General features: G+C 47.2%; 22 protein-coding genes and 1 pseudogene. 10 read left to right on the top strand and 13 right to left on the bottom strand.

Features of this window, described 5'->3' with window-relative positions:
* Positions 1-1,963: 1,963 nt before the first annotated feature.
* Together HMPREF0670_RS15360 and HMPREF0670_RS11765 are read right to left on the bottom strand one after the other, a co-directional pair.
* Positions 1,964-2,167 (bottom strand): hypothetical protein, encoded by a 204-nt coding sequence (locus tag HMPREF0670_RS15360; protein WP_052296883.1) that lies wholly within the window; start codon positions 2,165-2,167, stop codon positions 1,964-1,966.
* Positions 2,164-2,664 (bottom strand): Panacea domain-containing protein, encoded by a 501-nt coding sequence (locus HMPREF0670_RS11765; RefSeq protein ID WP_232213915.1) that lies wholly within the window; start codon positions 2,662-2,664, stop codon positions 2,164-2,166. Before HMPREF0670_RS11765 ends, HMPREF0670_RS15360 begins: the two co-directional genes overlap by 4 nt.
* A gap of 1,149 nt (positions 2,665-3,813) precedes the next feature.
* Between HMPREF0670_RS11765 and HMPREF0670_RS11760 the strand changes: the two genes are divergently transcribed.
* The 8 genes from HMPREF0670_RS11760 (at position 3,814) to HMPREF0670_RS11725 (ending at position 11,298) form a co-directional block, all read left to right on the top strand.
* Positions 3,814-4,695 carry a cell division protein FtsX gene (locus tag HMPREF0670_RS11760; RefSeq protein ID WP_009231379.1) on the top strand — a complete coding sequence of 294 codons (882 nt, stop codon included), beginning with the start codon at positions 3,814-3,816 and terminating at the stop codon, positions 4,693-4,695.
* A 270-nt stretch (positions 4,696-4,965) separates the two neighbouring features.
* Positions 4,966-5,223 carry a DUF3098 domain-containing protein gene (locus HMPREF0670_RS11755; protein ID WP_009231377.1) on the top strand — a complete coding sequence of 86 codons (258 nt, stop codon included), beginning with the start codon at positions 4,966-4,968 and terminating at the stop codon, positions 5,221-5,223.
* A 6-nt stretch (positions 5,224-5,229) separates the two neighbouring features.
* Positions 5,230-6,090, top strand: coding sequence for an undecaprenyl-diphosphate phosphatase (locus HMPREF0670_RS11750; RefSeq protein WP_009231376.1), 861 nt, complete (start codon positions 5,230-5,232; stop codon positions 6,088-6,090).
* On the top strand, positions 6,090-6,800 hold the full coding sequence (gene truB, locus HMPREF0670_RS11745) for a tRNA pseudouridine(55) synthase TruB (RefSeq protein WP_009231375.1): 711 nt from the start codon (positions 6,090-6,092) through the stop codon (positions 6,798-6,800). Before HMPREF0670_RS11750 ends, truB begins: the two co-directional genes overlap by 1 nt.
* A gap of 474 nt (positions 6,801-7,274) precedes the next feature.
* The gene (gene queA, locus HMPREF0670_RS11740) at positions 7,275-8,441 is read left to right on the top strand and encodes a tRNA preQ1(34) S-adenosylmethionine ribosyltransferase-isomerase QueA (protein WP_009231374.1); all 1,167 of its coding nucleotides are present in this window, start codon (positions 7,275-7,277) and stop codon (positions 8,439-8,441) included.
* 26 nt (positions 8,442-8,467) lie between these two features.
* Entirely contained in the window at positions 8,468-8,860 is a 393-nt protein-coding gene (gene folK, locus HMPREF0670_RS11735; RefSeq protein WP_044078230.1) for a 2-amino-4-hydroxy-6-hydroxymethyldihydropteridine diphosphokinase, read from the top strand.
* Positions 8,861-9,083: 223 nt separating this feature from the next.
* Positions 9,084-10,226: a lactonase family protein gene (locus HMPREF0670_RS11730; RefSeq protein WP_009231372.1), complete on the top strand. Its 1,143-nt coding sequence runs from the start codon at positions 9,084-9,086 to the stop codon at positions 10,224-10,226.
* A gap of 232 nt (positions 10,227-10,458) precedes the next feature.
* A complete protein-coding gene (locus HMPREF0670_RS11725) occupies positions 10,459-11,298 on the top strand; it encodes a GSCFA domain-containing protein (RefSeq protein WP_009231371.1) in 840 nt (279 codons plus the stop codon).
* Between the two features lie 300 nt (positions 11,299-11,598).
* Here the strand turns inward: HMPREF0670_RS11725 and HMPREF0670_RS11720 are convergent, their stop codons facing one another.
* Together HMPREF0670_RS11720 and HMPREF0670_RS11710 are read right to left on the bottom strand one after the other, a co-directional pair.
* Positions 11,599-12,015 (bottom strand): hypothetical protein, encoded by a 417-nt coding sequence (locus tag HMPREF0670_RS11720; RefSeq protein ID WP_009231370.1) that lies wholly within the window; start codon positions 12,013-12,015, stop codon positions 11,599-11,601.
* Positions 12,016-13,008: 993 nt separating this feature from the next.
* Positions 13,009-13,746, bottom strand: coding sequence for a nitroreductase family protein (locus HMPREF0670_RS11710; protein WP_044078281.1), 738 nt, complete (start codon positions 13,744-13,746; stop codon positions 13,009-13,011).
* 868 nt (positions 13,747-14,614) lie between these two features.
* On the opposite strand from HMPREF0670_RS11710, the gene HMPREF0670_RS11705 reads away from it, so the two are divergent.
* Positions 14,615-15,082 (top strand): hypothetical protein, encoded by a 468-nt coding sequence (locus HMPREF0670_RS11705; protein ID WP_044078229.1) that lies wholly within the window; start codon positions 14,615-14,617, stop codon positions 15,080-15,082.
* 215 nt (positions 15,083-15,297) lie between these two features.
* Here HMPREF0670_RS11705 and HMPREF0670_RS11700 read toward each other — a convergent pair whose 3' ends face one another.
* Positions 15,298-16,290, bottom strand: a complete 993-nt coding sequence (locus HMPREF0670_RS11700) for an aldo/keto reductase (protein WP_009231366.1) — start codon at positions 16,288-16,290, stop codon at positions 15,298-15,300.
* Positions 16,291-16,497: 207 nt separating this feature from the next.
* Positions 16,498-18,528: a TonB-dependent receptor plug domain-containing protein gene (locus HMPREF0670_RS11695; RefSeq protein ID WP_009231365.1), complete on the bottom strand. Its 2,031-nt coding sequence runs from the start codon at positions 18,526-18,528 to the stop codon at positions 16,498-16,500.
* A gap of 337 nt (positions 18,529-18,865) precedes the next feature.
* Here HMPREF0670_RS11695 and rpsO point away from each other — a divergent pair, with 337 nt between their 5' ends.
* A complete protein-coding gene (gene rpsO / locus HMPREF0670_RS11690; RefSeq protein ID WP_009162388.1) occupies positions 18,866-19,135 on the top strand; it encodes a 30S ribosomal protein S15 in 270 nt (89 codons plus the stop codon).
* A 384-nt stretch (positions 19,136-19,519) separates the two neighbouring features.
* Here the strand turns inward: rpsO and HMPREF0670_RS11685 are convergent, their stop codons facing one another.
* The 7 genes and pseudogenes from HMPREF0670_RS11685 to HMPREF0670_RS16425 all read right to left on the bottom strand — a co-directional run.
* Complete coding sequence (locus HMPREF0670_RS11685; RefSeq protein WP_009231364.1) at positions 19,520-20,254, bottom strand: rhomboid family intramembrane serine protease; 735 nt, start codon at positions 20,252-20,254, stop codon at positions 19,520-19,522.
* 7 nt (positions 20,255-20,261) lie between these two features.
* Positions 20,262-20,741 (bottom strand): S-ribosylhomocysteine lyase, encoded by a 480-nt coding sequence (locus HMPREF0670_RS11680; protein ID WP_009231363.1) that lies wholly within the window; start codon positions 20,739-20,741, stop codon positions 20,262-20,264.
* A gap of 119 nt (positions 20,742-20,860) precedes the next feature.
* The gene (locus tag HMPREF0670_RS11675) at positions 20,861-21,544 is read right to left on the bottom strand and encodes a 5'-methylthioadenosine/adenosylhomocysteine nucleosidase (protein ID WP_009231362.1); all 684 of its coding nucleotides are present in this window, start codon (positions 21,542-21,544) and stop codon (positions 20,861-20,863) included.
* Between the two features lie 327 nt (positions 21,545-21,871).
* The gene (locus tag HMPREF0670_RS17170) at positions 21,872-22,027 is read right to left on the bottom strand and encodes a hypothetical protein (protein WP_009231360.1); all 156 of its coding nucleotides are present in this window, start codon (positions 22,025-22,027) and stop codon (positions 21,872-21,874) included.
* 997 nt (positions 22,028-23,024) lie between these two features.
* Positions 23,025-23,513 (bottom strand): hypothetical protein, encoded by a 489-nt coding sequence (locus HMPREF0670_RS11665; RefSeq protein ID WP_009231359.1) that lies wholly within the window; start codon positions 23,511-23,513, stop codon positions 23,025-23,027.
* 330 nt (positions 23,514-23,843) lie between these two features.
* Positions 23,844-24,740 (bottom strand): energy transducer TonB, encoded by an 897-nt coding sequence (locus HMPREF0670_RS11660; protein ID WP_044078227.1) that lies wholly within the window; start codon positions 24,738-24,740, stop codon positions 23,844-23,846.
* 56 nt (positions 24,741-24,796) lie between these two features.
* A pseudogene (locus tag HMPREF0670_RS16425) lies at positions 24,797-25,043 on the bottom strand (hypothetical protein); the annotation flags it as partial.

The following is a 25,043-nucleotide window of genomic DNA, read 5'->3' as shown; positions in this document are numbered from 1 at the left end:
CGTGGTGGAAATTAAAGCTGAAAACTTGCAATTTAGTTGTCTCCGAAAGCCAAAGTTAGTAAAACAAATCCAAAACGGCAACAAATTAAGGGGTCTAACATCTTCCCTTTAACGATATTTAAACCTGGGAATTGTCAACTCGCCAACCCGAATTTGTCAACTCGTCAACCCGGACCGGTCAACTAGCCAGCCCAAACCTGTCAACTCGCCAATCCGAACTAGTCAACTCCTCAACCCAAATCAGTCAGTTTGCCAACCCGGACTTGTCAACTCGCAAGCCCGAAATTGTCAACTCATCAACCCGAACTAGTCAACTCGTCAACCCAAATCTGTCAGCTCGCCAGCCCAAACGAGTCAACTCGTCAACCCAAACCTGTCAACTCACCAATCCAAAACTGTCAACTTTTCGGCATAAATTTTAACATTATGAGTGCCTTTTTTGTCCACCAACCGCCCACCTTGCCGCAAAAAATCGATTCTCGCGGAGGTTTGTTTTGATGCCCAAAGGGGGCAGTTGTGCATGCTGGCAAAATGAATTTTTATTTAAACAGACCGCCCCCAACACCCGTTTTTGGGTGATTTGCAGCAAAATGCAGCGCGTTTTGGTGCAAAACACAGTGCAATATGCCGCTAAACGCAGTGCGTTTTGGTGCAAAATACAAGGTGAAATGGTGCAAAATGCAGTGCGTTTTGGTGCTAAATGCAAGGTGAAATGTTGCTAAATGCGATACGAAAAGCATAAAGATACACTACGATTGCATAAACAAAACCCTTTCGAACCATGAAAAACATGGTCGGAAAGGGCGAAATAGTCGTCAAAAAGTTGGATTTTAGGGATAAAAAGCAGGTAATTGGGCTTGAAAAATTATGAGTTGGCAACCAAAATAGAAAGGCAAAATGGTGCAAAATGCAGGCTCTTTTCTTGAAAATAGACAAAGCGAAAGGCGTACAAGGTTAGAAATGGTGGCTATTTACCTACTTTTTAGCCCAAATTTTCGCTAGAACGGAGTGAAAATTAGAGTAGTATTGTAAAATAAAAGATAAGAATTTAAGCTTTTGAGTTGACGAGTTAACGGGTTGACGGGCGTGTTGGTTCGTGAGCTTGTGAGTTGATGAGCTTGTGAGTGGGTGAGTAGATGTATTCGGAAGTTGGGGAGTTGGTGAGCTTGTGAGTTGGAGAGTAGATTTATTCGGGAGTTGGGGAGTTAGTGAGCTTGCGAGTTGATGACTTGATGAGTTGGTAAGTTTGTAAGTTGATGTTTTCGGGAGTTGTTGGCTATTGATGCGTTTATAAGCCCGCGGGTTGATTAATCCTGTACTTCGTATATGATGAGTAGTATTTGCCTTGTGTTGGCATCACAAAGACAACAAGCTCCGCTCAGTTTGTAACTATTCAGCAATAAGGCGTATAAAACATTATTGATTATCAACAAGTTACACAAACAGACACATACAAAGTCTAGTAAAGTAATGTCATTTCGAGCCTTTTATCACAACATTACGTTTATAAGTTCTTGATAACCAACGTTCATTGTTGCTGAATAGTTACGCTCAGTTTATAGAAAGATTAAAAGTCAAGACGGTTTCACTAACGTAATGGTTACTTCTCTGGCACACTTTAAGCAGATACACATGTCATTGAGAGAGAAATCATGCCGCCTTGCAGATGCTTATACAAACAATCGCATTCTATAAGGCTTCCAATACCATGCTATATAAGGCCAAATCTCTTTAACAGTTTCGTGTTCACTGTTGGGCTTTCCTTCACTGTATTGATGAGAAGGTCTATGAATTCTGGATCAGATATTTCCCCGCGATAGGTGTTCTTAGTGAACTTTGCCTTATTGGCCACAATGATCTTTGAACAATTTACGAAGGAGTTATATTTTAAGAAAGGGCATTGCTCCACCTTTATCGGCAGTTGGTAATCTGTTACACTTGAAGGTAGGTTATAATTAATCTTCTAATTGATTACCAAACCGCCAATAACATTTCCCTCGTTGTCAAAACCAAGTACAATAAAGAACTTATCGCGTGTCAAATCACCATTCTTGGGAGTTATTCCATTTCGTTGATCAAGGTTAATAAGATAAACGTTCCCAACTTTAATTTTATCCTGGGCAAGTTTGTCGCCAACATCTCCAAGTATGTCACCAAGAATTGTCATGATAAGGCATCTTCAACGGCTAAGTTTTCTTTTATATACGCTATCATACCATCAGAAGCCATTCCGTCTTTTGCCATCCCTATTACATCCACCACCTTACGGCCATGTTGTTCAAAGGCGCGTTTCCATTCTTCGCCATGCGATTTAGCACGCAAGTCGCCATAAGGGAGGTACGCATTTTCAGATATAGACTCGTCCAGCACCTCTATATCCGCTTTTGACAAGTATTCCTCATCAGCCTCTCGTTTTGCTTCAAGCATGTAATAAGCATCGTCTTTCCCTTTTGATACGCTCTCATCCAACATGGATTGCAAATCTTTATCGCAAAATTGTTCGCCTTTTACACAATTATAAAGGTTGGAAGGCACAGGGCCATCTGGCAAAGCGCAGAAATCATCAGACACCATAAGAGAGCCATACTTTGCCAAATGTGCAACATTAGCAAAATATATAACCTTGAATACATGGTAATAGTCCAAGCCGTTTGTCTTATTCAAGATATATAAAACTATTTCTGTGAGCCTCAACTTATCGAAATGTGTCATTTCCAAAAACTTTTCCGTACGCAAAGTTAACATATAATATTTACATAACAAACTTTTGTACTTATTTTAACCTCAACCAACTCGCAACGCAACGCATTAAGCCAAATATTTCAGCGACTTACGGTAAGTTCTGTTCAGTAAAAACCAAATGCCTAAATATTTATGATACTAACAACAAAACCTCACAACATGTTTTCATATTGTTTGCTATTGAACTCTATCTTTATCAGAAGGGACATAAAAAGAAAATCAGAAGACTTACGTCCTCTGATTTTCATGTTTCAATACGCCCAAAGCCCGTTTAGCACAGGCCTAAGTTAGAATTTAATTGGGAACGAAGCAAGCTAACCTTTTAAAAGTTCCACCAGAAGGTTTAGAACCCCTAAGGCAAAAGCAGCCCAACCTAAAATTATTTGTTGGATCTCATACTTTGTCATCCACCTATAGGGCTTGACGTTGTTTCTTTGATGTCGGTCACGAAATGTCTTACGACCAACGTTTTTTTGTGATGTCGACCAAGAGAAACCTTACGACCGACGTTTTTTTTCTTTCGCATAAGCTAAAAAGAATTACGTTTCGCCGGTTCAAAGACTCTATGGAAACAGATTAAAAAATACTTAGTGCACATCCATAATCACTCTATGATTAGGACGATCACTAAAAATCGAGCGCAAAGTTACGCATTTTTAGCCTACCACCAAAGGTTAACACAAACAGATTTAAAACTTTTTCTAGCCACCACAATTATTTTTTGTTCTCCCCGACAACCTTCTCTAAGCAAATCTTAGATGCAACAAGCCCAATGCACCTACCCGATTCCACAACCTGCCCACAGGGGTAACTATTCAGCAATAAGGCGTATAAACTATTATTGATTATCAATAAGTTACACAAACAGACACCTACAAATTCTGCTAAAGTAATGTCGTTTCGAGCCTTTTTGCCACAATATTACGTTTATAAGTTCTTGATAATCAACGTTCGTTATTGCTGAATAGTTACCCACAGAGCCAACTTCGCTAATAAGCGTTAAAAACGTTGTGTAATTAGAGATTTTTTCGTTACTTTGCAGGAAATTCGGTGTAATAGTGCCATTTTAAAATGAGAAAGAAACACAACAAAGCCCGCAGCCGCTACGGGTTGCAGGTGATAACGCTATGTATAAGCACCGCACTGGTGCTTATTTTACTGGGCATAATAGTGCTCTCGGTATTCAGCACACGTAACCTTACCAACTACGTAAAGGAGAACCTCGTAGTTACCATGATGCTCGACCAAGACCTAACAAACCCCGAAGCGCAACGCCTTTGCACACGTTTGCAGGCGCGCCCGTACATAAAGAGCCTCTCCTTCATCAGTAAAGAGCAGGCCCTTAAAGAGCAAACGGCCGCTATGGGCAGCGACCCCAGCGAATTTGTTGGGGGCGACAACCCGTTCCTGGCATCCATCGAGCTAACCCTTAAAGGAGATTACGCCAACAACGACTCGCTTAATTGGATTTCGAAAGAGCTCAAAGCCTATCCCAAGGTGGCCGACATCACCTACCAACACGAATTGGTTGAGGACGTGAACAGCACCCTAAGCAAAATATCCTTGGTGCTGTTGGCACTGGCCGCACTGCTCACCTTCGTGTCGTTCTCGCTCATCAACAACACCGTCCGCCTGGGCATCTACGCTCGCCGTTTCTCCATACACACCATGAAACTTGTTGGTGCATCGTGGGGATTCATCCGTCGGCCGTTCATCAAGCAAGCCGTTGGCGTGGGCATCGTGGCTGCTTTGCTGGCCATAGTGGTGCTGGCAGGCTGCGTATACGGGCTTTATCGCTACCAAGAAAATATGCTGAGCATCATCACTTGGCAGGTTTTGGCCATTACGGCCTGCGCCGTACTGCTCTTCGGCATCTTCATCACCGCCATTTGCGCATACATTTCGGTGAACCGGTTCTTGCGCATGAAGGCGGGAGAACTGTATAAGATATAGTAGATTGCACGGCAAAACACACGCCGCCTATATATAATAAGGTGTAATTCGACCGAAAGGAACGGCCGACACTTTGCTTTGAGCAATCGCCACCACATATAATAAAGGAGTGCATCGACCGAACAAGGCAGACACACATCCGCCTAACGGACAACACACGACATTTAATAATGGTGTAAACAAACATCGCAACATCAATGTTGAGGCCGCAACCGCACAACGCCAACACACGAGCGGCGAGGCCAACACACCAATACAAATACAACAAACATGGATAAAAAGAACTTCGCTTTCGACAAGATGAACTTCATCTTGTTGGCCGTGGGCATGGCAGTAGTGCTGTTGGGCCTAATACTGATGAGTGGCCCAGGCTCTACCGAGACGGCCTTTAACCCCGACATTTTCAGTGCCACACGCATTAAAGTCGCCCCCGTGGTGTGCTTTCTTGGTTTCATCTCCATCATCTACGCCGTAATACGCAAGCCCAAAGACCCGAAAGAGCAGCAAGAAGAGCAACAAGAAGCGTAACACGACATGGACATACTGCAAACCATTATCGTGGCCATCGTGGAGGGACTCACCGAGTTTCTCCCCGTATCGTCTACGGGCCACATGATTATTACACAAGCCCTGTTGGGCATCGAGAGCGACGAGTTTGTGAAAGCTTTCGACGTTATCATTCAGTTTGGCGCCATCCTGGCGGTGGTGGTGCTGTATTGGAAACGCTTTTTTAGGCTCGACCACTCCACTCCGCCCGAAGGACTGACGCCCGTTCAACGCACATTGCGCAAATGGGACTTCTACTATAAGCTGCTCATCGCCTTCATCCCCGCCATGATTATCGGCGGACTTTGCAACAAGTACATCGATGCTTTGTTGGGAAATGTGATGGTGGTGGCCGTTATGCTCGTTGTGGGCGGCGTGTTCATGCTGTTTTGCGATAAGCTTTTCGGCAACGGTTCGCCCGAAACAAAGCTCACCACACGCCGTGCGTTCGCCATCGGCGTGTTCCAATGCTTGGCTATGGTACCCGGTGTGTCGCGTTCGATGGCCACAATCGTGGGCGGTATGACGCAAAAGCTCACGCGAAAAGACGCTGCCGAGTTCTCGTTCTTCCTAGCCGTGCCTACCATGTTCGCCGCAACATGCCTCGATTTGCTGAAACTTTTCCTCCACATGCACAAGATTGGCGACTATTCTATGCTTGCCAGTCATGTGGGAACATTGCTTCTAGGCAGTGTGGTGGCCTTCGTTGTGGCACTCGTTGCCATCAAAGCCTTCATCGCCTACCTCACCAAATACGGTTTCCGCGCCTTTGGCGTGTACCGCATCATCGTGGGTGGGGCCATCTTAGCGTGGCTGCTCGCAGGTAATTCACTAGCAATGGTAGACTAATGAACATCCAAGAAGGCGAGATTATCTGCATCGACAAGCCCTACGAGATTACTTCTTTCGGGGCGTTGGCTCGCGTAAGGTACTTGTTGTCGCGACGTCTTGGCGTTAAGCGCGTAAAGATTGGACACGCAGGAACACTCGACCCTTTGGCAACGGGCGTATTGGTGCTGTGCACAGGCAAGGCTACAAAACGTATTGCCGAGCTGCAAGCCCATACCAAAGAGTATGTGGCCACACTGCAACTGGGTGCTACCACGCCTAGCTACGATATGGAACATCCCGTTAACGAGACTTTCGAGACAGGCCATATCACTCGCGAGGCTATCGACAACGCCCTACAACAGTTTGTGGGCGAGATACAACAAGTTCCGCCAACATACAGTGCCGTAAAGGTGAACGGCGACCGCGCCTACGACCTTAGACGAAAAGGAAAAGACGTGGAACTGACACCTAAGACACTACGAATAGACGAAATAGAGGTGCTGAACTTCGACCCAAGCCAAATGCAACTCACCATCCGTGTGGTGTGCGGCAAGGGAACATACATCAGAGCTTTGGCGCGCGACGTGGGACGAGCACTGCAAAGTGGCGCATATCTCACCGCCTTGCGCCGTACAAGGGTGGGCGATGTGCGCGTAGAGAACTGCCTGCAACTGGATTCCTTTAAGGAATGGCTCGACCAACAAGATATCGAGATCCCCATTTCTTAGGAGTAAGATGGAGAGTAGTAAGGAGTAAGTAGTAAGGGAGTAAGTAGTAAGGTTGTAAGGGAGGAAGTAGTGAGGGTGTAAGAAGTAGGTAGTGAGGTTGTAAGAAGTAGGTTGTAAGGTTGTAAGAAGTAAGTAGTAAGGTTGTAAGGGAGTAGGTAGTGAGGTTGTAAGAAGTAGGTAGTGAGGAGTAGTTACTAAGAAGAAGTAGTCAGGAGCAAAACCAATAACTTAGTTGCAGAGAGCGAAACGGACTCGTCAACTTGTTAGCTTGTCAACTCGTTAACTCATCAACTCACAAACTTATCAACTTACAAACTCACCAACTCACCAACTCATCCACTCATCAACTCACCAACTCACCAACCCATCAACTCACCAACTCCCAACCCATCAACTCACCAACTCACCAACTCACCAACTCACCAACTCACCAACTCATAAATTAACAACCCCTCCACAATATAAAACATCAACATGAAGCTATCACAATTCAACTTCAAGCTGCCGCAAGAGCTAATCGCCCTGTATCCCAACAGCGTGTATCACGAGATAAAAAACGAAAAGGGAGAAAAGGAAATGTCGAGACTGACACGCCGCGACGAATGCCGACTGATGGTACTCCACAAGAAGTCGGGCACCATCGACCTCTTTCGTAAAGACAAAAAAGGAAAGCCAATAAAAGGCGACTTCCTGCAATTCCGCGACGTGATAGACTATTTCGACGAAGGCGACACGTTTATTTTCAACGATACCAAGGTGTTCCCAGCACGCCTATACGGCATGAAAGAGAAGACCGATGCCAAGATTGAGGTGTTCTTGCTACGCGAACTCAACCAAGAGATGCGCCTTTGGGATGTTCTGGTGGAGCCTGCACGCAAAATACGCATCGGCAATAAGCTATTTTTCGACGACAGCGGAACAATGGTGGCCGAGGTGATTGACAACACCACAAGCCGCGGACGCACGCTGCGCTTTCTATACGACTGCGACCACGACGAGTTCAAACGCTCGCTCTTTGCCCTCGGAGAGTCGCCCCTGCCACGCTACATTATCGACAAACGCGAGAACCATCACGGCACGGAAGAGGACATGGAGGACTTCCAAACCATCTACGCAGCCAACGAAGGAGCCGTAACCGCACCTGCAACAGGGCTGCATTTCAGTCGCGAACTGCTTAAACGAATGGAAATTCGCGGCATCAACTCGGCTTTCATCACGCTGCATTGCGGATTGGGCAACTTCCACGACATTGAAGTGGAAGACCTAACCAAGCACAAAGTTGATTCCGAATCAATGCACATCGGGGCAGAGGCATGCGCCATCGTGAATAAGACCAAAGCAGAAGGCAGACGTGTTTGCGCCATCGGAACGAGCGTGGTGAAGGCCACCGAGACGGCCGTCGGTACCGATGGGATGCTGAAAGAGTACACGGGATGGACCAATCGCTTTATCTTCCCGCCATACGACTTTGGGCTGGCCGATACGATGATGGCCAACTTCTACCACCCACTCTCCACTTTGTTGATGTCGACAGCTGCATTTGGCGGCTACGATCTTGTGATGGAGGCCTATCGCCTGGCGGTAGAAAACGAGTATAAGTTTGGCTGCTTTGGCGACGCATTGCTCATTCTCAACGACTAACAGCCGTGCGCGAACATAAGGTTTACATGAGTCTTGGGGCTAACTTGGGCGACCGCGAAAGCAATATCAAGCTAGCCATCCAACAGATATCAGAGCTGATTGGCCCCGTTGTGCGCCAATCGGCTCTGCTCGAAACCGCCCCTTGGGGGTTCAGTTCGGCCAACACCTTCATCAATGCGGCCGTATGTAGCCAAACATCGCTGTCGCCAAGAGAGGTGTTGAATGCCACACAAGACATCGAACGCACACTGGGCCGCACCCAAAAAAGCACTGACGGGCAGTACCACGACCGCCCAATAGACATCGACATCTTACTTTACGACGACCTACAAGTGAACGAGCCCGACCTCGTGATACCGCACCCACACATGAACGAACGACAATTTGTTCTTCAACCACTGAGCGAAATCATCGAGTAAGCTGCCTACACAGGCGTTCGGCAATGCCAATTGGCACCTTGCCCAAACGCCATCGCAGGTCAAACAGCCCAAAGGCGAAACGCTTTGCCTGCGCTTTCGCCACCCATTATTAAGCGGGCAACGAGTGTTTTTCCCACGCTCCGCCTTTCGTTTTAGCAGTGCAAAAGCAGCATTAGGCACTCCACTGTAACCACATTTCAAACCCACACTATTCACCATTCTCATGCTCCATCCCCGTCCTTTGCTTTCCCTCGTCCTCTCGGCGTTGTCGCTTTGCGGTTTCGCCAAAGGCAAACAGTCTGCACAACTCACCCTCTTTGTTGGCACTTACACCGAAGATAGCCCTTCGGAAGGCATCTATGTGTTCCACTTCAACCAAGAAACGGGACACTTCTCACTTCGATCTTCGGCCAAGGCAGGCAATCCCTCGTTCGTGGTTTTGTCGCCAAACGGCAACCGATTATATGCCGTGAGCGAGTTCAATGATGGACGACAAGGGGCGTACAGCTTTGACTATAACCCGACAACGGGACGTCTTTCAAACCCCACTTTCGTCTCAACCAAGGCCAGCGACAGACTTGGCGACCCCGAAAATCGCCCAGGTAGCGACCCTTGCAACCTCTACACCGATGGGCATTGCCTTATAACGGCCAACTATTCGGGTGGCGACATCAGTGCGTTTAAGCTCGACAAACAAGGCAGACTGCACGGAACTGCCCAACAAACGCGATTTATCGGACGCGATTCGGCAGCCGTTTCGCACATCCATTGTGGACTTCCCACGCCCGAAGGCAAGTATTTCTTGGTCACCGACTTGGGTAACGACCGCATACACAGATTTAATTTCGTACCCAATGGAACGGAAATCTTAACCAACCCCCAGGTGGTCTACGAAGTAAAACGTGGTGAAGGACCGCGCCACATCACGTTCGACAAGGGCGGAAAGCATCTCTATCTCATCAACGAATTGGGCGGAACGTGCGTGGTTATGCGTTATAACGACGGCAAATTAACCGAAATACAAACGCTAATGGCCGACGAAGGAGGCGGACGAGGTAGTGCGGACATACACATTAGTCCCGATGGCAAGTATCTCTACACCTCGCATCGCTTGAAAAAAGACGGCATTGCCATCTTCTCCATCAACCCACAAACGGGCCTGCTCACCAAGGTGGGCTACCAACTAACGGGACTTCACCCCCGAAACTTCGCCATAACACCCAACGGCAAGTACCTACTTGTGGCCTGCCGAGACAACAACACGATACAGATTTTCGAGCGAAACGCCAACACAGGGCTACTCGCCGACACGGGAAAGCGCATCAATCTGGGTAAACCCGTTTGTCTAGTGCTTCGCAAATACTAGTCGGCAACTTCGCCCATAGCCCTTTTTCGCCCGCCTTTCACCCCGTTGCACCTTATATACAACAAGAGCAAAAGTTCCCAATATCCACTCGTGGCATGCCCCATACAGGCCTACCACCATATAACCTCACCCATCAGGATGCACGAACATGCCACCAACAGCCGTGCAATTAATACGTACGCGTCCTTTATATTGAGGTAGACAACACAACAGAAGCAAACCGTTCAACATGATGCAACTGCAAACTCCCGTAACCATCCCCCAGCCCAAATTCGACATTCCACCCTTCGAATGCATACTCCTTGTGGGCTCTTGCTTTGCCCAGAACATGGGCAAACGTTTTGTTGATGCCCAATTTCGGGCCACGGTTAACCCTTACGGCGTGATGTACAACCCCGCAAGTATTCTGCATACAGTGGAACGTTGCGGCGAAAGTCCTGCTGTGGGCATCTTTACGTTGGGCACGAACCATGTTTATTGCTGGAAAGAAACCGGCGAGATTGCCGACAACTGCCGCAAGCTACCCCAAAAGCTTTTTGAGGAAAAGGAGCTATCGGTAGACGAATGTGTGGATTTCTTGAACCAAGCCGTCGCCATTTTGAAGGAGCGCAACCCGCAAGTGCAGGTTGTTCTCACGGTCAGCCCCATCCGTTATGCCAAATATGGCTTTGTGGCCAGCGGCCTATCAAAGGCCACACTGCTTTTGGCCACGAACCGCTTGCTTGGCCTTCATCCCGATTGCACATCGTATTTTCCTGCCTACGAGCTAATGAACGACGAGCTGCGCGACTATCGTTTCTATGCTCCCGACATGCTCCACCCCTCCGAACAGGCTGTGGAATACATCTGGCAACGCTTTACCGATGCTTATCTCTCATTCTCTGCCCACGACTTTTTAAAAGAATGGCAGCCCCTGCAAGCCGCGTTAAACCATAAACCCTTCAATCCCGACGGCGCAGAATACAAGGCTTTCCTTGCCAAGACCCTGCAAGACATACGGGCTTTGGAAACAAAATACGGCCATAAACTAGACCTCTCGGCCTATGAAAGTATTAGAATATGCAAGGGGTAAGGTTCACAACGTACGATGACAAAGATTTAATTCAAGTATGGTCATTCTGTAAGTATGCTCCTATATTATATGCGTGCAAACAGACATTATCTACTTATTAAGAACTGTATCTGTAACCAATTGAAACCATTCCCATGCTGGCAATATTCTTTTCGCCAACCATTTCGTTGTGGCTGGCTTATCCCCCATTGTCACCTCCAATGTTTGCTCTCTTGTAGGCTTCTGTCGATTGTGTCATAACAAACAATCAGAGTACATTGATAGTAGCATAACTACATGCTTAGTCAGATATTAGAAAGACTAGTATACTCTCACATATACAGAAGTAGACCCATCACTTTCTAGTCCATAGAATTCCTCTGAGCTGATGCTTGTTATGATCATCTTTGTAGTAGGATCTACAAACAAGAGCCGTTCTTTACCGCTTATCGACACATACCATTTACGTTCTTCTTGAACCACCCCATCACTAAGTATCTTCATTGTGCCATCTGAAGTAAAATCATAAACCCAAGAATAAGGAGAGTCTATTTTCCCACCTGAAGGAAGATATACAAAGGTAAGTTTCCATTGCCCCACAAACTTTGCTTTAAGCTCTGCGGGCGATTCTATCTCATCTTTCCTATCATCATCCTTACTGCATGATGTTAACGACAACAAGCCTGCCGTCATGGCCGTTAAGGCCACGAACACAAGATAGAGTAATTTCTTTTTCATAAGCGTACAATTTAGATTATTGATAGTGTTAATGCTATGTTCTTTTTGTTACTCGAAAAGTGCATTTTCTCGCCATGACAATGTTCGAGCAAACTCGATACTGTTCATTTGGCTTAACGCAAACGTTCTTTTCTCGTTTCTCGAAAAGTGCATTTTCTCGCCATGACAATGTTCGAGTAAACTCGAGACTGTTCATTTGGCTTAACGCAAACGTTCTTTTCTCGTTCCTCGAAAAGTGCGTTTTCTCGCCATGACAATGTCCGAGCAAGCTCGACGTTGTTCATTTGGCTTAACGAAAACGTTCTTCTTGGTTTCTAAAACAGATATTCATCTTTTCCACGGCTTTGCGTAACATGGCAACAGTGCACTATCCGCCCATTAACACGGCACGCACCCCACATGTCAACCTCGCATTTGTGTTTTTTTATGGTATCCTTTGGCAAAGGTACGTTTATTTTTCATAAAATGCAAGATAAAACGAAAGAAAATCTACAAAGTTATGGTCAAACAGAATTGTCTTTGGGAAATTGCCGTTAGAAGAAGACAAAACGTGCATAGCCTGTCATCAACACCTCCCACACAGGAGGGAAAGGGGGCACTTCCATTTGCTAACGCTGCAACAGCGACTGCCTTAATCCAATTCTGTTTGACTTTCTTAATTGACAAAAGCAACAGACAAGCCGCACCATCCATAGCAGACAACTTCGAACATGCGAATAGCCATTGCCTCTCCACCACGTACAAGCAGACTGAAAGAATGTATTTTTTTCCTAACGATTGTTTTAACCATTTTCATTTTATGTCTGGCCAAACGCAACTGGTGCGCAAACATCCCTTCGCCCATAAGCCCACACCAAGGCTTATCTTGTTAACGCAGGATGGAACGGTGCGCAAACATCCCTTCACCCATAAGCCCACACCTTATATATACACGCGCGTGTGCGCGCGTGCGCGTAGCATGCAATGTTCTTTCTTGCATCAAGCCAAATCCTATCACACAAAGCCTTGTTGCCTCAGCACCTTTAAAAGTTCCTCCGACATGGCTTCGTTGGCCGCCTTGGTATAGCGAACGTCGGTGTAAACCTGCGCCAAAGTTTCCTTCTTGTTCTCGGCAACAAAGGCCTTGTTAACGGCCAAATCTTCTTTTCCCGCATAAAAGTCGTCTATCTTCGTGGGCGTATAGTCGCGATAAACCTCATCGTGTATAAAGGCCGCAAGCGGAAGTCGGTCGCTCAATGCGGGCTGTTCGTCAGGCCAACCCAGGGTTAGCGTGGCCACAGGCACCACCAAGGGCGGCAGTTCTAGCACGTCAATAATCTGCTGGGCGTTATAAATGGTTGTGCCAAGAAAGCAATAACCCAACCCCTCTTCTTCGGCCAAGCAACAAAAGGTCTGCGTAAAGAGCAAGGCGTCTGTGGCTGCATTCATAAACGAAAGGAAGTTGTCGTAGCCAGGATGCGCCTTTCTCTGTTCGGCCCAAATCGTGGTACGCCTGAAATCGGCACAAATGGTTAGCACCACAGGGGCTTGCGTGGTCATTGGCTGATTGAAATGGGCTGGCGCAAGGCGACGTTTTTGGCTCGCATCGCGCGTAACCACCACGCTGTACAACTGCAAGTTACCCATTGTTTGTGTACGTGCGGCCTGTTCCAGCAAGCCGTTGAGCAACTGTTCGCTCACGTCGTCGGCCTTATATCGGCGTATGGTTGTTCGGTTCTGCAATGATTTCATCATGATTTTATTTGTTGTTTGCCCCACAAAGATAAGGATAAAGTACGGAAAAACATTCTCTGCCCGCCATAAAATGGTACGAAAGACATCGCATCCGCAAATCGTCTAATTCAAAACATCCGCCAACACACATTGTCACCCTACACCGATTTAGCACTTTCAGATTGTAAACAAAAAGCGCACAATCGACATACGAAAACTTAACAAAATGTAAATTATCGCGACTTAACGTTAAAAGAAAATTACTAAAATATACTAAAAAAATAAATCAACAAAGTGAAAATACATCAGCTTAATAATTAAAAAAGTGCTAAATCACAGAAAAAAGGAACTATAAAAGTAACAACTTAACAGATAATTGTGTATCTTTGCAGAGCAATGTCACTAATACAGCATTTCAGTATAGTTTTCATTAATTGTTACTCTACTATCTATAACAACCAGATGACGGTCTCTTCATCTATCACCAACTAACAGGGGTCTATCAGAGACCACGGGCCCCAAGGGAGGTTAAACCATGAAACTTAAAAGAAAGAGTTATGGTCAGGAAGACTATGAGCTCGACAATGTTTACAATGAAGAAGAACTTTACGGTCAAACAGTAGATTCTTCTATATGGTACACGTAACAAATATACGTGGGGATTTTTCACAACAACAGGAACTTGCCCTTAGCGTAAGGCACAACAAATAGGGGCAAGACTTCATGAAGGAATAGGAAAAAGGGTCTAAGGCGTGCATCTAATCATGTCACTTTAGACTTTTTTTATGCCCTCACTTCTCCACTTACCCATATAGAGAATGGCCGAAAGTTGAGCAGAATGCCTACCCTGGCTACGTCAACTTACAAAAGAAATCACTTTACCACAATGAGAAAGCAAACGAAAAGCATACTATGCGCCGCGCTCGCGGTTCTATGTATGATTACCCTAACAACAGCCTGCACTGCCAGCAAACAAGCCAACAACGACATAGAACAAATTAGCTATCACGAGGCGCGAAACTTTTTTCTGAACCAAGGGCAAGAACTAGCTGTGGGGCAAAAAATAACCAACGACAAAGACTTCGACAAGTTTTTCGGCTTGGCTGCATTCATGGGAAAAGGCGGCGAACCCACTCGCGTAGACTTCGCCAACGAGTTTGTACTGCCCATCGTTCTGCCCGAAACCGACTGCGAAACCGACATCACCGCCGTATCTCTAAGCGGCAACGCCTCGGTTATCAACCTCAACTACAAGGTAAAGGTGGGCGAAAAGCGCGATTTCTACATCCGTCCCATCATGTTGCTCGTTGTTGACAAGGCATACAGAGATGCGCAGGTGGTGGTCAACCAGTAATAAGGTTTGTAACACACGTCATCAGGATTGCCCGAACACTCCACTTGGGGCATCGGGCAATCCCGATTTTGCTTTAAACGCACATGCGCTAGCACCTGTATTAATAAGGTTTCCTGGTGTAAGCTGCAAGTTTTCAGCCAGCCCGCCCCATCAGCCACCAGGTAAAAGCAGCTTTTAGGCAACACCCAAGCAAACCAAAACTCTTGCCAAATACATTATGGGGCTGTACAAGCGTCTACCTCGCGGTTGATAAACAGCAGTTCTTCGTTAGAAAGCGAGAAACTCATTGCAGCAGCATTGCTAATGGCTTGTGTGGCGTTTCGCGCTCCAGCAAGCACCACGCTAATACCCTTTTGCAGCGTAGTCCACCTCAGAACAAGTTGCGCCAACGTCGCCTGTTTCTCTTCTGCAAGCGGTTTAAGACGGTTAAGCATCGCTTCAACGCGCTCTAAGTTAAATCGCGAGAAATATTCATTACGATGGTCGTCTGCCTTCAAGCGGCTTCCTTCGAAGTATTTTCCAGTAAGTAAGCCACGCGCCATCGGACTATAAGCTATTATCCCCAAATTATTTTTCAGCGCATAAGGCACAAGTTGCGCCTCAATTCGGCGGTTCAGCATGCTGTAAGGCACCTGGTTACTTGCCAACTGAATACTTTTGGCAGCCTCTTCCAACTGCTCAACGCTGTAATTACACACCGCAGCAGCCCTTATTTTTCCCTGTTTCACCAGCAAGTCCAGTGTTTCCATTGTCTCACTGATGGGCGTTGTGCTGTCTGGCCAATGCAGTTGCAGCAAGTCGATATAGTCGGTATCCAATCGTTTAAGGCTCTCTTCCACCTCTTTAAGTATGTTTTCCCTACTCGCATATTTGTAAACACTAACGGTTTTACCATCTTTCAGCGCATCGCTAGTACGTTCGCCACGACCTGCGTTACTACCATCCCACACCAATCCGAACTTTGTTAGCAGCTGCAAGCGCGAACGATCGTAGCCCTTAATGGCCTTCCCAATCATCTCCTCGCTCAGCCCGAACCCATAGAAAGGTGCGGTATCGATGCTCGTTATGCCATTATCGATAGATGCGCGAACAGCCGCTATCGAATCAGCCGCTTCATTTCCGCCCCACATTGTGCCCCCAATAGCAAACGAACCGTAGGTGATAACCGACAAGCGGAGGTCTGTTGCTCCTAGTTTTTTATACTCCATAATTGTTTGTTGTTAGTTACATGCAAAGGTAACACTTATCAAACATCTCGCTAAACAAATAGCGTTAAATAACACTTGCACAACAACGATGCAAGCCCGATATTGCAAACACACAAAATAGCGGCAAACTTCTTGCTGCGAGAAGTTTGCCGCTATACCCTGTTACAAGCCTTTCAACTGGAGTAGTAGGGTCCGTTTAGCCTTTGGTTACCAATTCAGCTTAACGCTGCCGCCAGCCATCACCCACAGTCCAGGTTGCTTAACGCCGCCCAAATCGTAATAAGGATGAGCCGTAAGGTTATCGCCCTGCACATAAAGCGAATAGTTGGGAGCCGTCCATTGCAGCTTTAAGTCAACCTTGGTATAGGGGTGGTAGCCGTTCATTCGTTGCTGCCAACGCATCGCCCAGTGCGCCGATAGGCGCGAAACGATGTGATGGTCTACCGATACCGTAAACTTATGGCGCAGGTATTCCAAGGCATAGAGCGACTTATGTATGGGTTGCGTGGTTTCGTGCTGTTGGTGAATGTAGGCATAACCCAACTTAACGGCCGTGAAGGGACTACCCGCCCACAGCTCTTTTGGCATGAAAGCGAGGTCTAGCGAGGCCCCCATGTTGTCCAGTTTGCCAATGTTCAGGGCATGATAACGCGTTGATGCAGCCGTCTCGAACACCCAGTCAATCATGTCGCGCCCATTGCTATAAAAGGCGTTCAGTTGCGTTTCGAGTGCCGTTGTGCGATAACGCGCCCCCAGCTTGTAGGTGTTCACGCGTTCGGGGTTAAGGTTCATGTCGCCCACCTGTGCGCGGTTGCTGATGTAGAGGTCGGTATAGGTGGGCAAACGCAAGGCCTTGTTCCACGAGGCATACACCTTCCATTGCACGTTTGGCCGCCAAGAAATGTCTACGCCGGGGTAAAAACGCAGGCCGCCAGATAGCCATGTGTTGTGGTTAGCCAGCAAACCGGCCGAGAGCGTAAAGTGTTCCAACACCACATTATGCTCTAAAAACAGACTCGTGTTTGTTCTTTCGCCCCGTCTTTCGTACATTCTGTCGCTGCCATGTATGCTTTTCCATTGGTCGGCAGGCAAGGTTTCGCCGTACGCCGTGCTGTAAATCACCTCCTTACGAAGGTCTGCCCCTAGGGCCGTTTTGCCCAACAGCCAGTTTACCACGGTGTTTAACGACCCGCCAAACACGTCTGTTCGGTGGTAGTTCTCGCCTTTTGCGGCACCCGTCATGCCGCGTTTCCATTGGTAATGGTCCCAATTTCGCTGCCAATAAATGGTTGGCGAGAGGGTCAGCACGTTGTTGGCCACGGGTCGGATGTTGCTACCCACCGAGGCGATGAACCTTCGCGTGGCCTCATATTGGTTGTCGCTGGCGATGCCATAGAATGTTCCTGCGCCGTAATCCTTAGAAATAAGGCCGGCTTGCCAAAACAAGTCTACCGCGTTTGCCGCGAAATTGCCTTGGTAATAGCCCTGCCGCTTACGAAAATAAGTGTTGATTGTTCCGCCATCCGACTGCGAATAACCACCGCTAAGCTGCTGGCTCACGGCCTTCGACACCAAACTAAGGGCCGCACTGCCACCAAATGTGCCAAACGAACCACCATCGGCCGACAGCCTAACGCCGCTTTGGGCCTCGGTTTTGGTCACGATGTTGATGGCACCGCTAAAAGCCGATGCGCCAAAGACACGTGCCGATGCGCCTTCGAGCACCTCAATGCGGTCGATGTCAGAAAGAGAAACGGGAAAATCGGCGGCGTTGTGCCCTGTTTGGGGGTTGCTAATGTTCACGCCATTCAACAGAATGGTAATCTGGTCGAACGTTCCGCCGTTGATAGAGATGTCCGTCTGTACACCAAAGCCTCCGCGCTGACGGACATCCACGCCCGAGACTAACTTTAAAACGTCGTTAACACTGGTTGCCGCAGCCCGCTGAATATCGTCGCTGGTGATAACGGCAACAACCTTAGCCGCCTGCAAGGCGGTGAGCGGCGCACGCGAACCAGTTACCACAACCTCGTCCAGTTTCAGCTCCTTATGCGTAAGGGTGTCTGCTGCCAACGGGGTGCGGGTGCTCACGCCTTCAGCCTTGGCATGCGCCAAGGTTGCAACGCTCAGCGTGCCCACGATAACTTCTTTTCCCAAACACGAGAAAAGCGCATATCCTTTACGAGAGAAATGCGTGAAACGCAGGCTCGCACGCTTGTTGAATAATGATTTGTACATAAAATGATTTGTTATTAAAAACGGTGCAAAGGTAATAAAAAGGCGAGAGAAAGAAAAACTTTTTTGCGCGCAGCAAGCAAAAGTACCACTGCCAAGAGCCAACCAAAAAAAGCGTAGAACCAGTGACAAAGGCGATGAAAACGGCGCGGAAAAACTACGTGGACAAGGAATAAAAGCAATGAAAGAAGCGGAAAAGGCGAGAAAGAGGCCACCCCTATTTGTTAAAAATCATCACATTGCGCGATAAAAGGTTGGTAAAGAGGATGGTTGAACCAATAAAAAGTATTACCTTTGCACCCGCATTTATGCACAAAACCATTTTATAAACAAAAGTTCTATGTATTTAGATCAAGCAAAAAAACAAGAGATCTTTGGACAATACGGGAAGTCTAACTCTGATACTGGTTCTGCTGAGAGCCAGATAGCATTGTTCTCCTACCGTATTTCCCATTTGACGGAACACTTGAAAAAGAACCGTAAAGATTATAACACGGAAAGATCATTGACCATGTTGGTAGGTAAGCGTCGTCGTTTGCTCGACTATCTGTACGACCGCGACATCGAACGCTATCGCGCCATCATCAAGGCTCTTGGTCTGCGTCGCTAAGACGCCAGGCAACAAGGTTGCCTTCGCTTGCGAAAACTTACTCCCCGCAACTGTGGTTCGCCACGCGTTGCGGGGAGTTTTTTATGGAAAATGGCGAATGCGATATTTACTTCAAGCCCAACCGACAGCCAGTGTCCAAGCTTTCAGCTATTTTCTAAAGGCATGTTCTAAAAATTCCCCGCAAAAGTTCGATTGTTGTTCCTTGTATTGCACTTCACTGTCTTTTTGCTTTTAGCTGGCATCTTTCGCCTACTCTTTCAGTCGCATAGTGCACTATGCTCCTTCAAGAAGTATGCAAAACCTACTCAGCTAAAAGCTAAAAATACAGCAAAGGTAATTTTTAGAACCTGCCTTAATTGCCATTCTCCACGTAGGTTTTAGGGTTTAATCCCCATTTCGTTGTTTCCACAAAGGCAGTACGCAGCCGATAAGAAAGCCTGTGAGCAGGCCAACAGCATGTATGGTAAGGCTTATGCCCACCCTAAAACTGCTCAATATGCTTAGGGCAACCAGGCCTAAGGCTACATAGAAGGCAGTTTTATGGCGTTGAAACACGCTGGTGTCTAGCAAGGCGTAACCAATAAACGCACCATAAAAGCCAAGAACGCCACCCGACGCACCGAGGAAGACATAGCTATTGGTGACCGAACAGACCAAACTGCCCACCACGCCACAAGTAATAAACACCGCTACCACCTTTCCGGGCGACATTATCTCTAACAAGAACATTGCTCCATAGACATACGATGCAGCGTTACTCATGAGGTGTATCACGTCGGCATGGGCGAAAACATTGGTGATAAGCCGCCAAAATTCGCCGTCAACATATATGCTTTCTCGCTGTCCCCCACCCCATTCCAAGCAGTCTTCGGCGGTGGTGAAAAACGGATTGACACCACCTAAGACCATTACCACGAAATAAACGAAACACACCACCAAGGGAATGGCAGCGGGATATTGCGTTTTATAGTTCTTAAACGAGAAGTCGATGCTACCTGCCGTTTGCTTAACATACAGCATGGGTTTAACGTATGGCATGTGTTTAGGCGGCTCTACGGGCAAAGTTACAGGCTGTTTGCCTTCTTGTCCGCCTGAAATGGGGTGCTCTTCATCGGTCATATTGCGTCTATTTTGGGTAAATTAAGTTTTCTTCTTTCATGTTGTTCAACACCTCGTCCACATACTTGCGTGCCTCGCAACGAGCCGCAGGCAGGTCGTGTAGCAGGTAGTTGCCGCAGTCTTTGGCGGCAGCTCCGGGCACTTCGCCCTCAAAATTAGCCACAAACTCAAACGTGCGGCGCATCAAGTCTACGATGTCGGCCGACTGCAAGTCGCCTTTCATCAGCAGATAGTTGCCCGTAAGGCATCCCATAGGTCCCCAATACACCACGCGGTCTTTCCATTCGGGGTCGTTACGCAGAAAGGTGGCGGCCAAATGTTCCATCGTATGGATAGCGCCCTGCTCCAAAATGGGTTCGCGGTTGGGTTCTTTCATGCGCACGTCGAAGGTGGTAACAACATCGTTTCCAACGTTGTCTTTACGGCTCACATATATGCCACGTTTCAGTTTGTTGTGGTCGATGGTAAAACTAGGTATCTTCTCCATTTTGTTTTGTTGTTTAAAGGGTGATGTTGGGCAACCGCTGGGTTGCCCTTTATAATATGGTGTAAAGTTGTTTTGTTGTCAAGCTGCTCGCACTTAGCCTGTAAAGGCACGGCAAGGGGTTAAAGGCTCTTCACGAATTGGCTAACCACAGCGAACGAACCATTTGCCATTCGTTCCCAAAAGTCGAAATACTGTGCCGCCTTTTCGTCTTTTAGCGGTACGTCGCTGATGATGCGGAAACTAACGAACGGCGTTTGATAGCGGTAACAGGTGTGGGCAATCGAGCAGCTTTCCATGTCAACCGCCTTAGCTTTGGGAAAGTGTTCGAGTATGCTACGCATCTTTTCCTTACTGTCTACAAACCAATCTCCGCTAACGATAAGTCCGCCATGTATGGGCGTATCGCCTTTAATCGAAAGCGCGCGACTAACCATATCTGTTGCGGCATCAAAGCATGGGGGCAAGCCGGGCAGCTGTCCGTAGGCCACATCGGTGCCGCAATACAGGTCGTGATAGGCATAATGCGTGCCCACCACCACTTCTAAGGGGTTCATTTCCACGTCGGCACCACCAGCAACACCCGTAGATATTACCAGCTGGGGCGCGTAACGGGTTATCGTTTCCACGGCTCCGATGGTGCTGTTCACCTTTCCTATGCCGCATTGCAGCAATACGAGGTCGTTCGTTCCGATGCTCCCCGTAACGAAAGTAAGGTTGCGATGCGTTTCTACCTTTTCGTTTTCGAGCAACGAACGGAGCTGAACAAACTCCTTATCCATTGCCACGATAAGTGCTATTTTCATTTTTCCTTGTGTTGTTTCCTTATATTAAATGTGTATGGGCATGGCCGAACATCAGCCTTTGCAACGTATTGCCTTTGGGCGAACGATTTTGCATGCCTCAACATCTGCAAAGTTACGATAAAAAAACGAAGAATGCGCACGATAAACTCGTCTTGACTTTTAATATTTCTATAAATTAAGCGGAGTTTATTGTTCTTGTACAGTAAAACCAAGACAAACACGCAGCCCATGTGCGAAGTACTGGACAAAGACACGATAAAATCTGAATTTCTGCACATTTGTCTGTGTCGAAACGTGGTTGTATATCAAAAAACAACCTGGCGGAAGTTATTCAACACATTCTCTACAAGCAGAAAACCGGCTTTCCGTGGCAGATTGTTTCTGCATTTCCATGATGTTGTTTCCGTTGGCCGTGAGCAGCATGGCCTGCAAACGCTCGCGCAGGCAGTAGTAAGCGTACGTGTTTTCTGTGCCGTTGCCCACGTGCGTGCGTGCGCCACAATCGTTTTTGTATGATTTTCAGCAAGAATTTTAACATTATGAGTGCCCTTTTTGTTCACCAATCGCTCACTCGGCCGGAAATATTCGATTCTCGCGAAGGTTGGTTTTGATGCAAAAAGGGGTTAGCATGTGAATGCTGCAAAATGAATTTATATTCCAACGGACTGGCATTAGCACCAGATTTTGGGCTATTTGTAGCAAAATCCAGTGCATTTTGGTGCTAAACGGAGTGCAATATGCCGCTAAACGCAGTGCGTTTTGGTGCTAAACGCAAGGTAAAATGCTGCTAAATGCAGGGTAAAAAGGTGCAAAACGCAGTGCTAAATGCTGCTTAATGCGGAACGAAAAGCATAAATATCCACTACAATTGTATAAACAAAACCTTTTAGAACCATGAAACACATGGCCAAAAAGGGCAAAATAGCCGTTAAAAAGCGGGTTTTAGGGGCTAAAAGTGGGTAATTTGGGGGTGAGAAAATACGGGTTGGCAACCAATCTAGAAAGGCAAAATGGTGCAAAATGCAGGTTTTTTCTTAAAAACAGACAGAGCGAAAGACGTGAAAGGCCAGAAATAGTAGTTATTTACCTACTTTTTAACCTATATTTTCGCTAGAACGGCGTGAAAAATAGAGCGATATTGTAAAATAAAATTTAAGATTTTAAGCTAGTGATTTGGTAAGTTGGTGAGTTTGTAAGTTTGCAAGTTGATGAGTTGGTGAGTTTGTAAATTGACGAGTTGGTGGGCTTGTAAGTTTGTGAGTTGATGGGTTTGTGGGCTTGTGGGCTTGTGGATTTATGCAGTCGGGAGTTTGTCGGGGGCGTGTGTTTATAAGCCAGTGAGTTGATTTGTACTGCACTTTGTATTGAGAGGAGTGTTTACTTGTGTGGGCATCGCAAAGACAACAAACTCCTCTCAAATTACAGAAATATTAAAAGTGAAGACGACTTCGATGTGTGGGGCAAATGACCAAACAGGCTGCTACTTATTACTCGGCGGAACAAATTTCGTGACCATCCGCACTTTTCGTTTTCTTTTCGTCCGTTCCTGTCCCTGCCTATCCGAAGTGGTGTCGGGAGAAATCATTCCACTCACATCTTCGTACACAGAATCGGTTTCTGAACGGTGTCTTATTTCTTCTGGCAAAAATTCTTTTGTGTCTTGGCATTCGCTTGCTTTTACGCTGTCCTGCGTTTCTTGCAAAGCCTTCGGACTGTTGCCTTGTTTACACCCCGTTGTAAAGGTCATTCCCAAGGCCACACCCATAACCGTTACCGCCTTTCCTGCCTTTCGCAACAGGTTAAGTTGATGTTCCAAGTAGCGCACTTCGGCCTCGCATGCGGGGCAAGTGCCATTGCAACTGCCCTCAAAGTGGCATTCTTTTGGGGCGTATACAATGCCGTTGGTGTCGGCCACGCGCTTTCTCACCTGCTTTAAGGCCGCACAAATGTTCTTTCCGTTTGGTTTCATGGGAAGTATATGTTTAAGTTCTTGGTTCTTTTTCGTTTCTCGAAAAGTGCGTTTTGCCTTTCCACTTCGCCCAAAGCTCCGTGTTGGCGATTTCCAATTCTCGCCATGACAATGTTCGAGCAAGCTCGATGTTGTTCATTTGGCTTAACGAAAACGTTCTTTTTCGTTTCTCAAAAAGTGCGTTTTGCCTTTCCACTTCGCCCAAAGCTCCGTGTCGGCGATTTCCAATTCTCGCCATGACAATGTTCGAGCAAGCTCGACATTGTTCATTTGGCTTAGCGAAAACGTTCATGTTATGTGTTACACCTCCATCCATCAGGCAGCATCAGCCTACTTTAACACAAAGGGAACGTCTATCACCACAAGCGAACGAACACGCTTACCTTCCATTCGCGCAGGCCTCCAACGGGGCATCTTCTTCAATATACGTATGGCTTCGGCATCGTAAAGAGAGTCTGCCGACTGGATAACACGCATGGCCGAGAGTCTACCATTGCGTTCAACCACACACGCCACCTTAACTAAGGCCCGCCCACAAGCAGCAGACATGCGGGGCGTAATGCGTATATGGTCTGCAATAAACTGCCGCATCGCCTCGTCGCCTTTCTTGTATCGGGAGCTGATTTCGGGATTTAGATAAACATGGTTGCGGTTACGAGCAATGCGTTGGTAATAGGATATACCACCTACATAGTTAACTTTCTTCTTCGAGGGAGTTGAAGTTACCGACACTTCGGGTAGTGCATATCCGCTAGAATCGGCCATATATATGGCCGTTGTGTCGGCTTGTGCCGCGCCTTTCTTCACTACTCGCCCGCTGTTTCCACGCACATGATAGTGCCTTGCGTGGGGTTTTGCACCTTCATCGGCGGCCGAAACGAGGGCGTTTGCTTGCGGCTGTGGGTTGGGTTGGCTTGTTGGTGAGGTTTCGTTGGCTGCTGCCGACTTGTCCGTTGCGGAAGGTGGAGTACCCGAAGAGGAGTTACAGCCAGCAACCATCGTCAGTCCGAGAGCCAAACCTGCCACCTTAACGGCCTTACCTGCCAAGCGTAGCCTACCCAATTGGCTTTCTATATACTGCACTTCCGACTCGCAAGCTGGGCAAGTGCCGCTGCAATCGCCATCGAAACGGCAAGGTGCAGGGGTGTAGTGGATGCCGTTGGCATCGGCCACTTGCTTTCTCACCTGCTTTAAGGCCGCGCAAATGTTCTTTCCGTTCGACTTCATACGCATTTGTTTTTTATTCTGTCTGGTTGTTTCTCTGTAACAACTTGGCCTCTCCCTTAACGTCTTTTGCGCCCTTTCTTCTTATTATTTTGGGGCGTTTTCTGGGCGTTGTTTTTCTTCTTTGGCTTGGCAGGCGCAATCTTACCCAGCGGGAAAGGGTCGTAAGGATCAACTTTCGGCGATTCCACAGAGTCGTCTACGATAATTTCTCCCATCGGTATGGGGTCTTCTCCCGAATGTCTTGTGTCCTTTATCAACGAAGTATCCGTGCGCGATGCCGTGGGTGTGGGGTTCGTATTGTTT

The sequence above is a fragment of the Prevotella sp. oral taxon 317 str. F0108 genome, from assembly GCF_000162415.1.
In the GTDB taxonomy this organism is placed as follows: Bacteria; Bacteroidota; Bacteroidia; order Bacteroidales; family Bacteroidaceae; genus Prevotella; species Prevotella conceptionensis.
The sequence above is the reverse complement of the archived record's forward strand: the minus strand, read 5'-3'. Positions and strand labels throughout refer to the sequence as shown.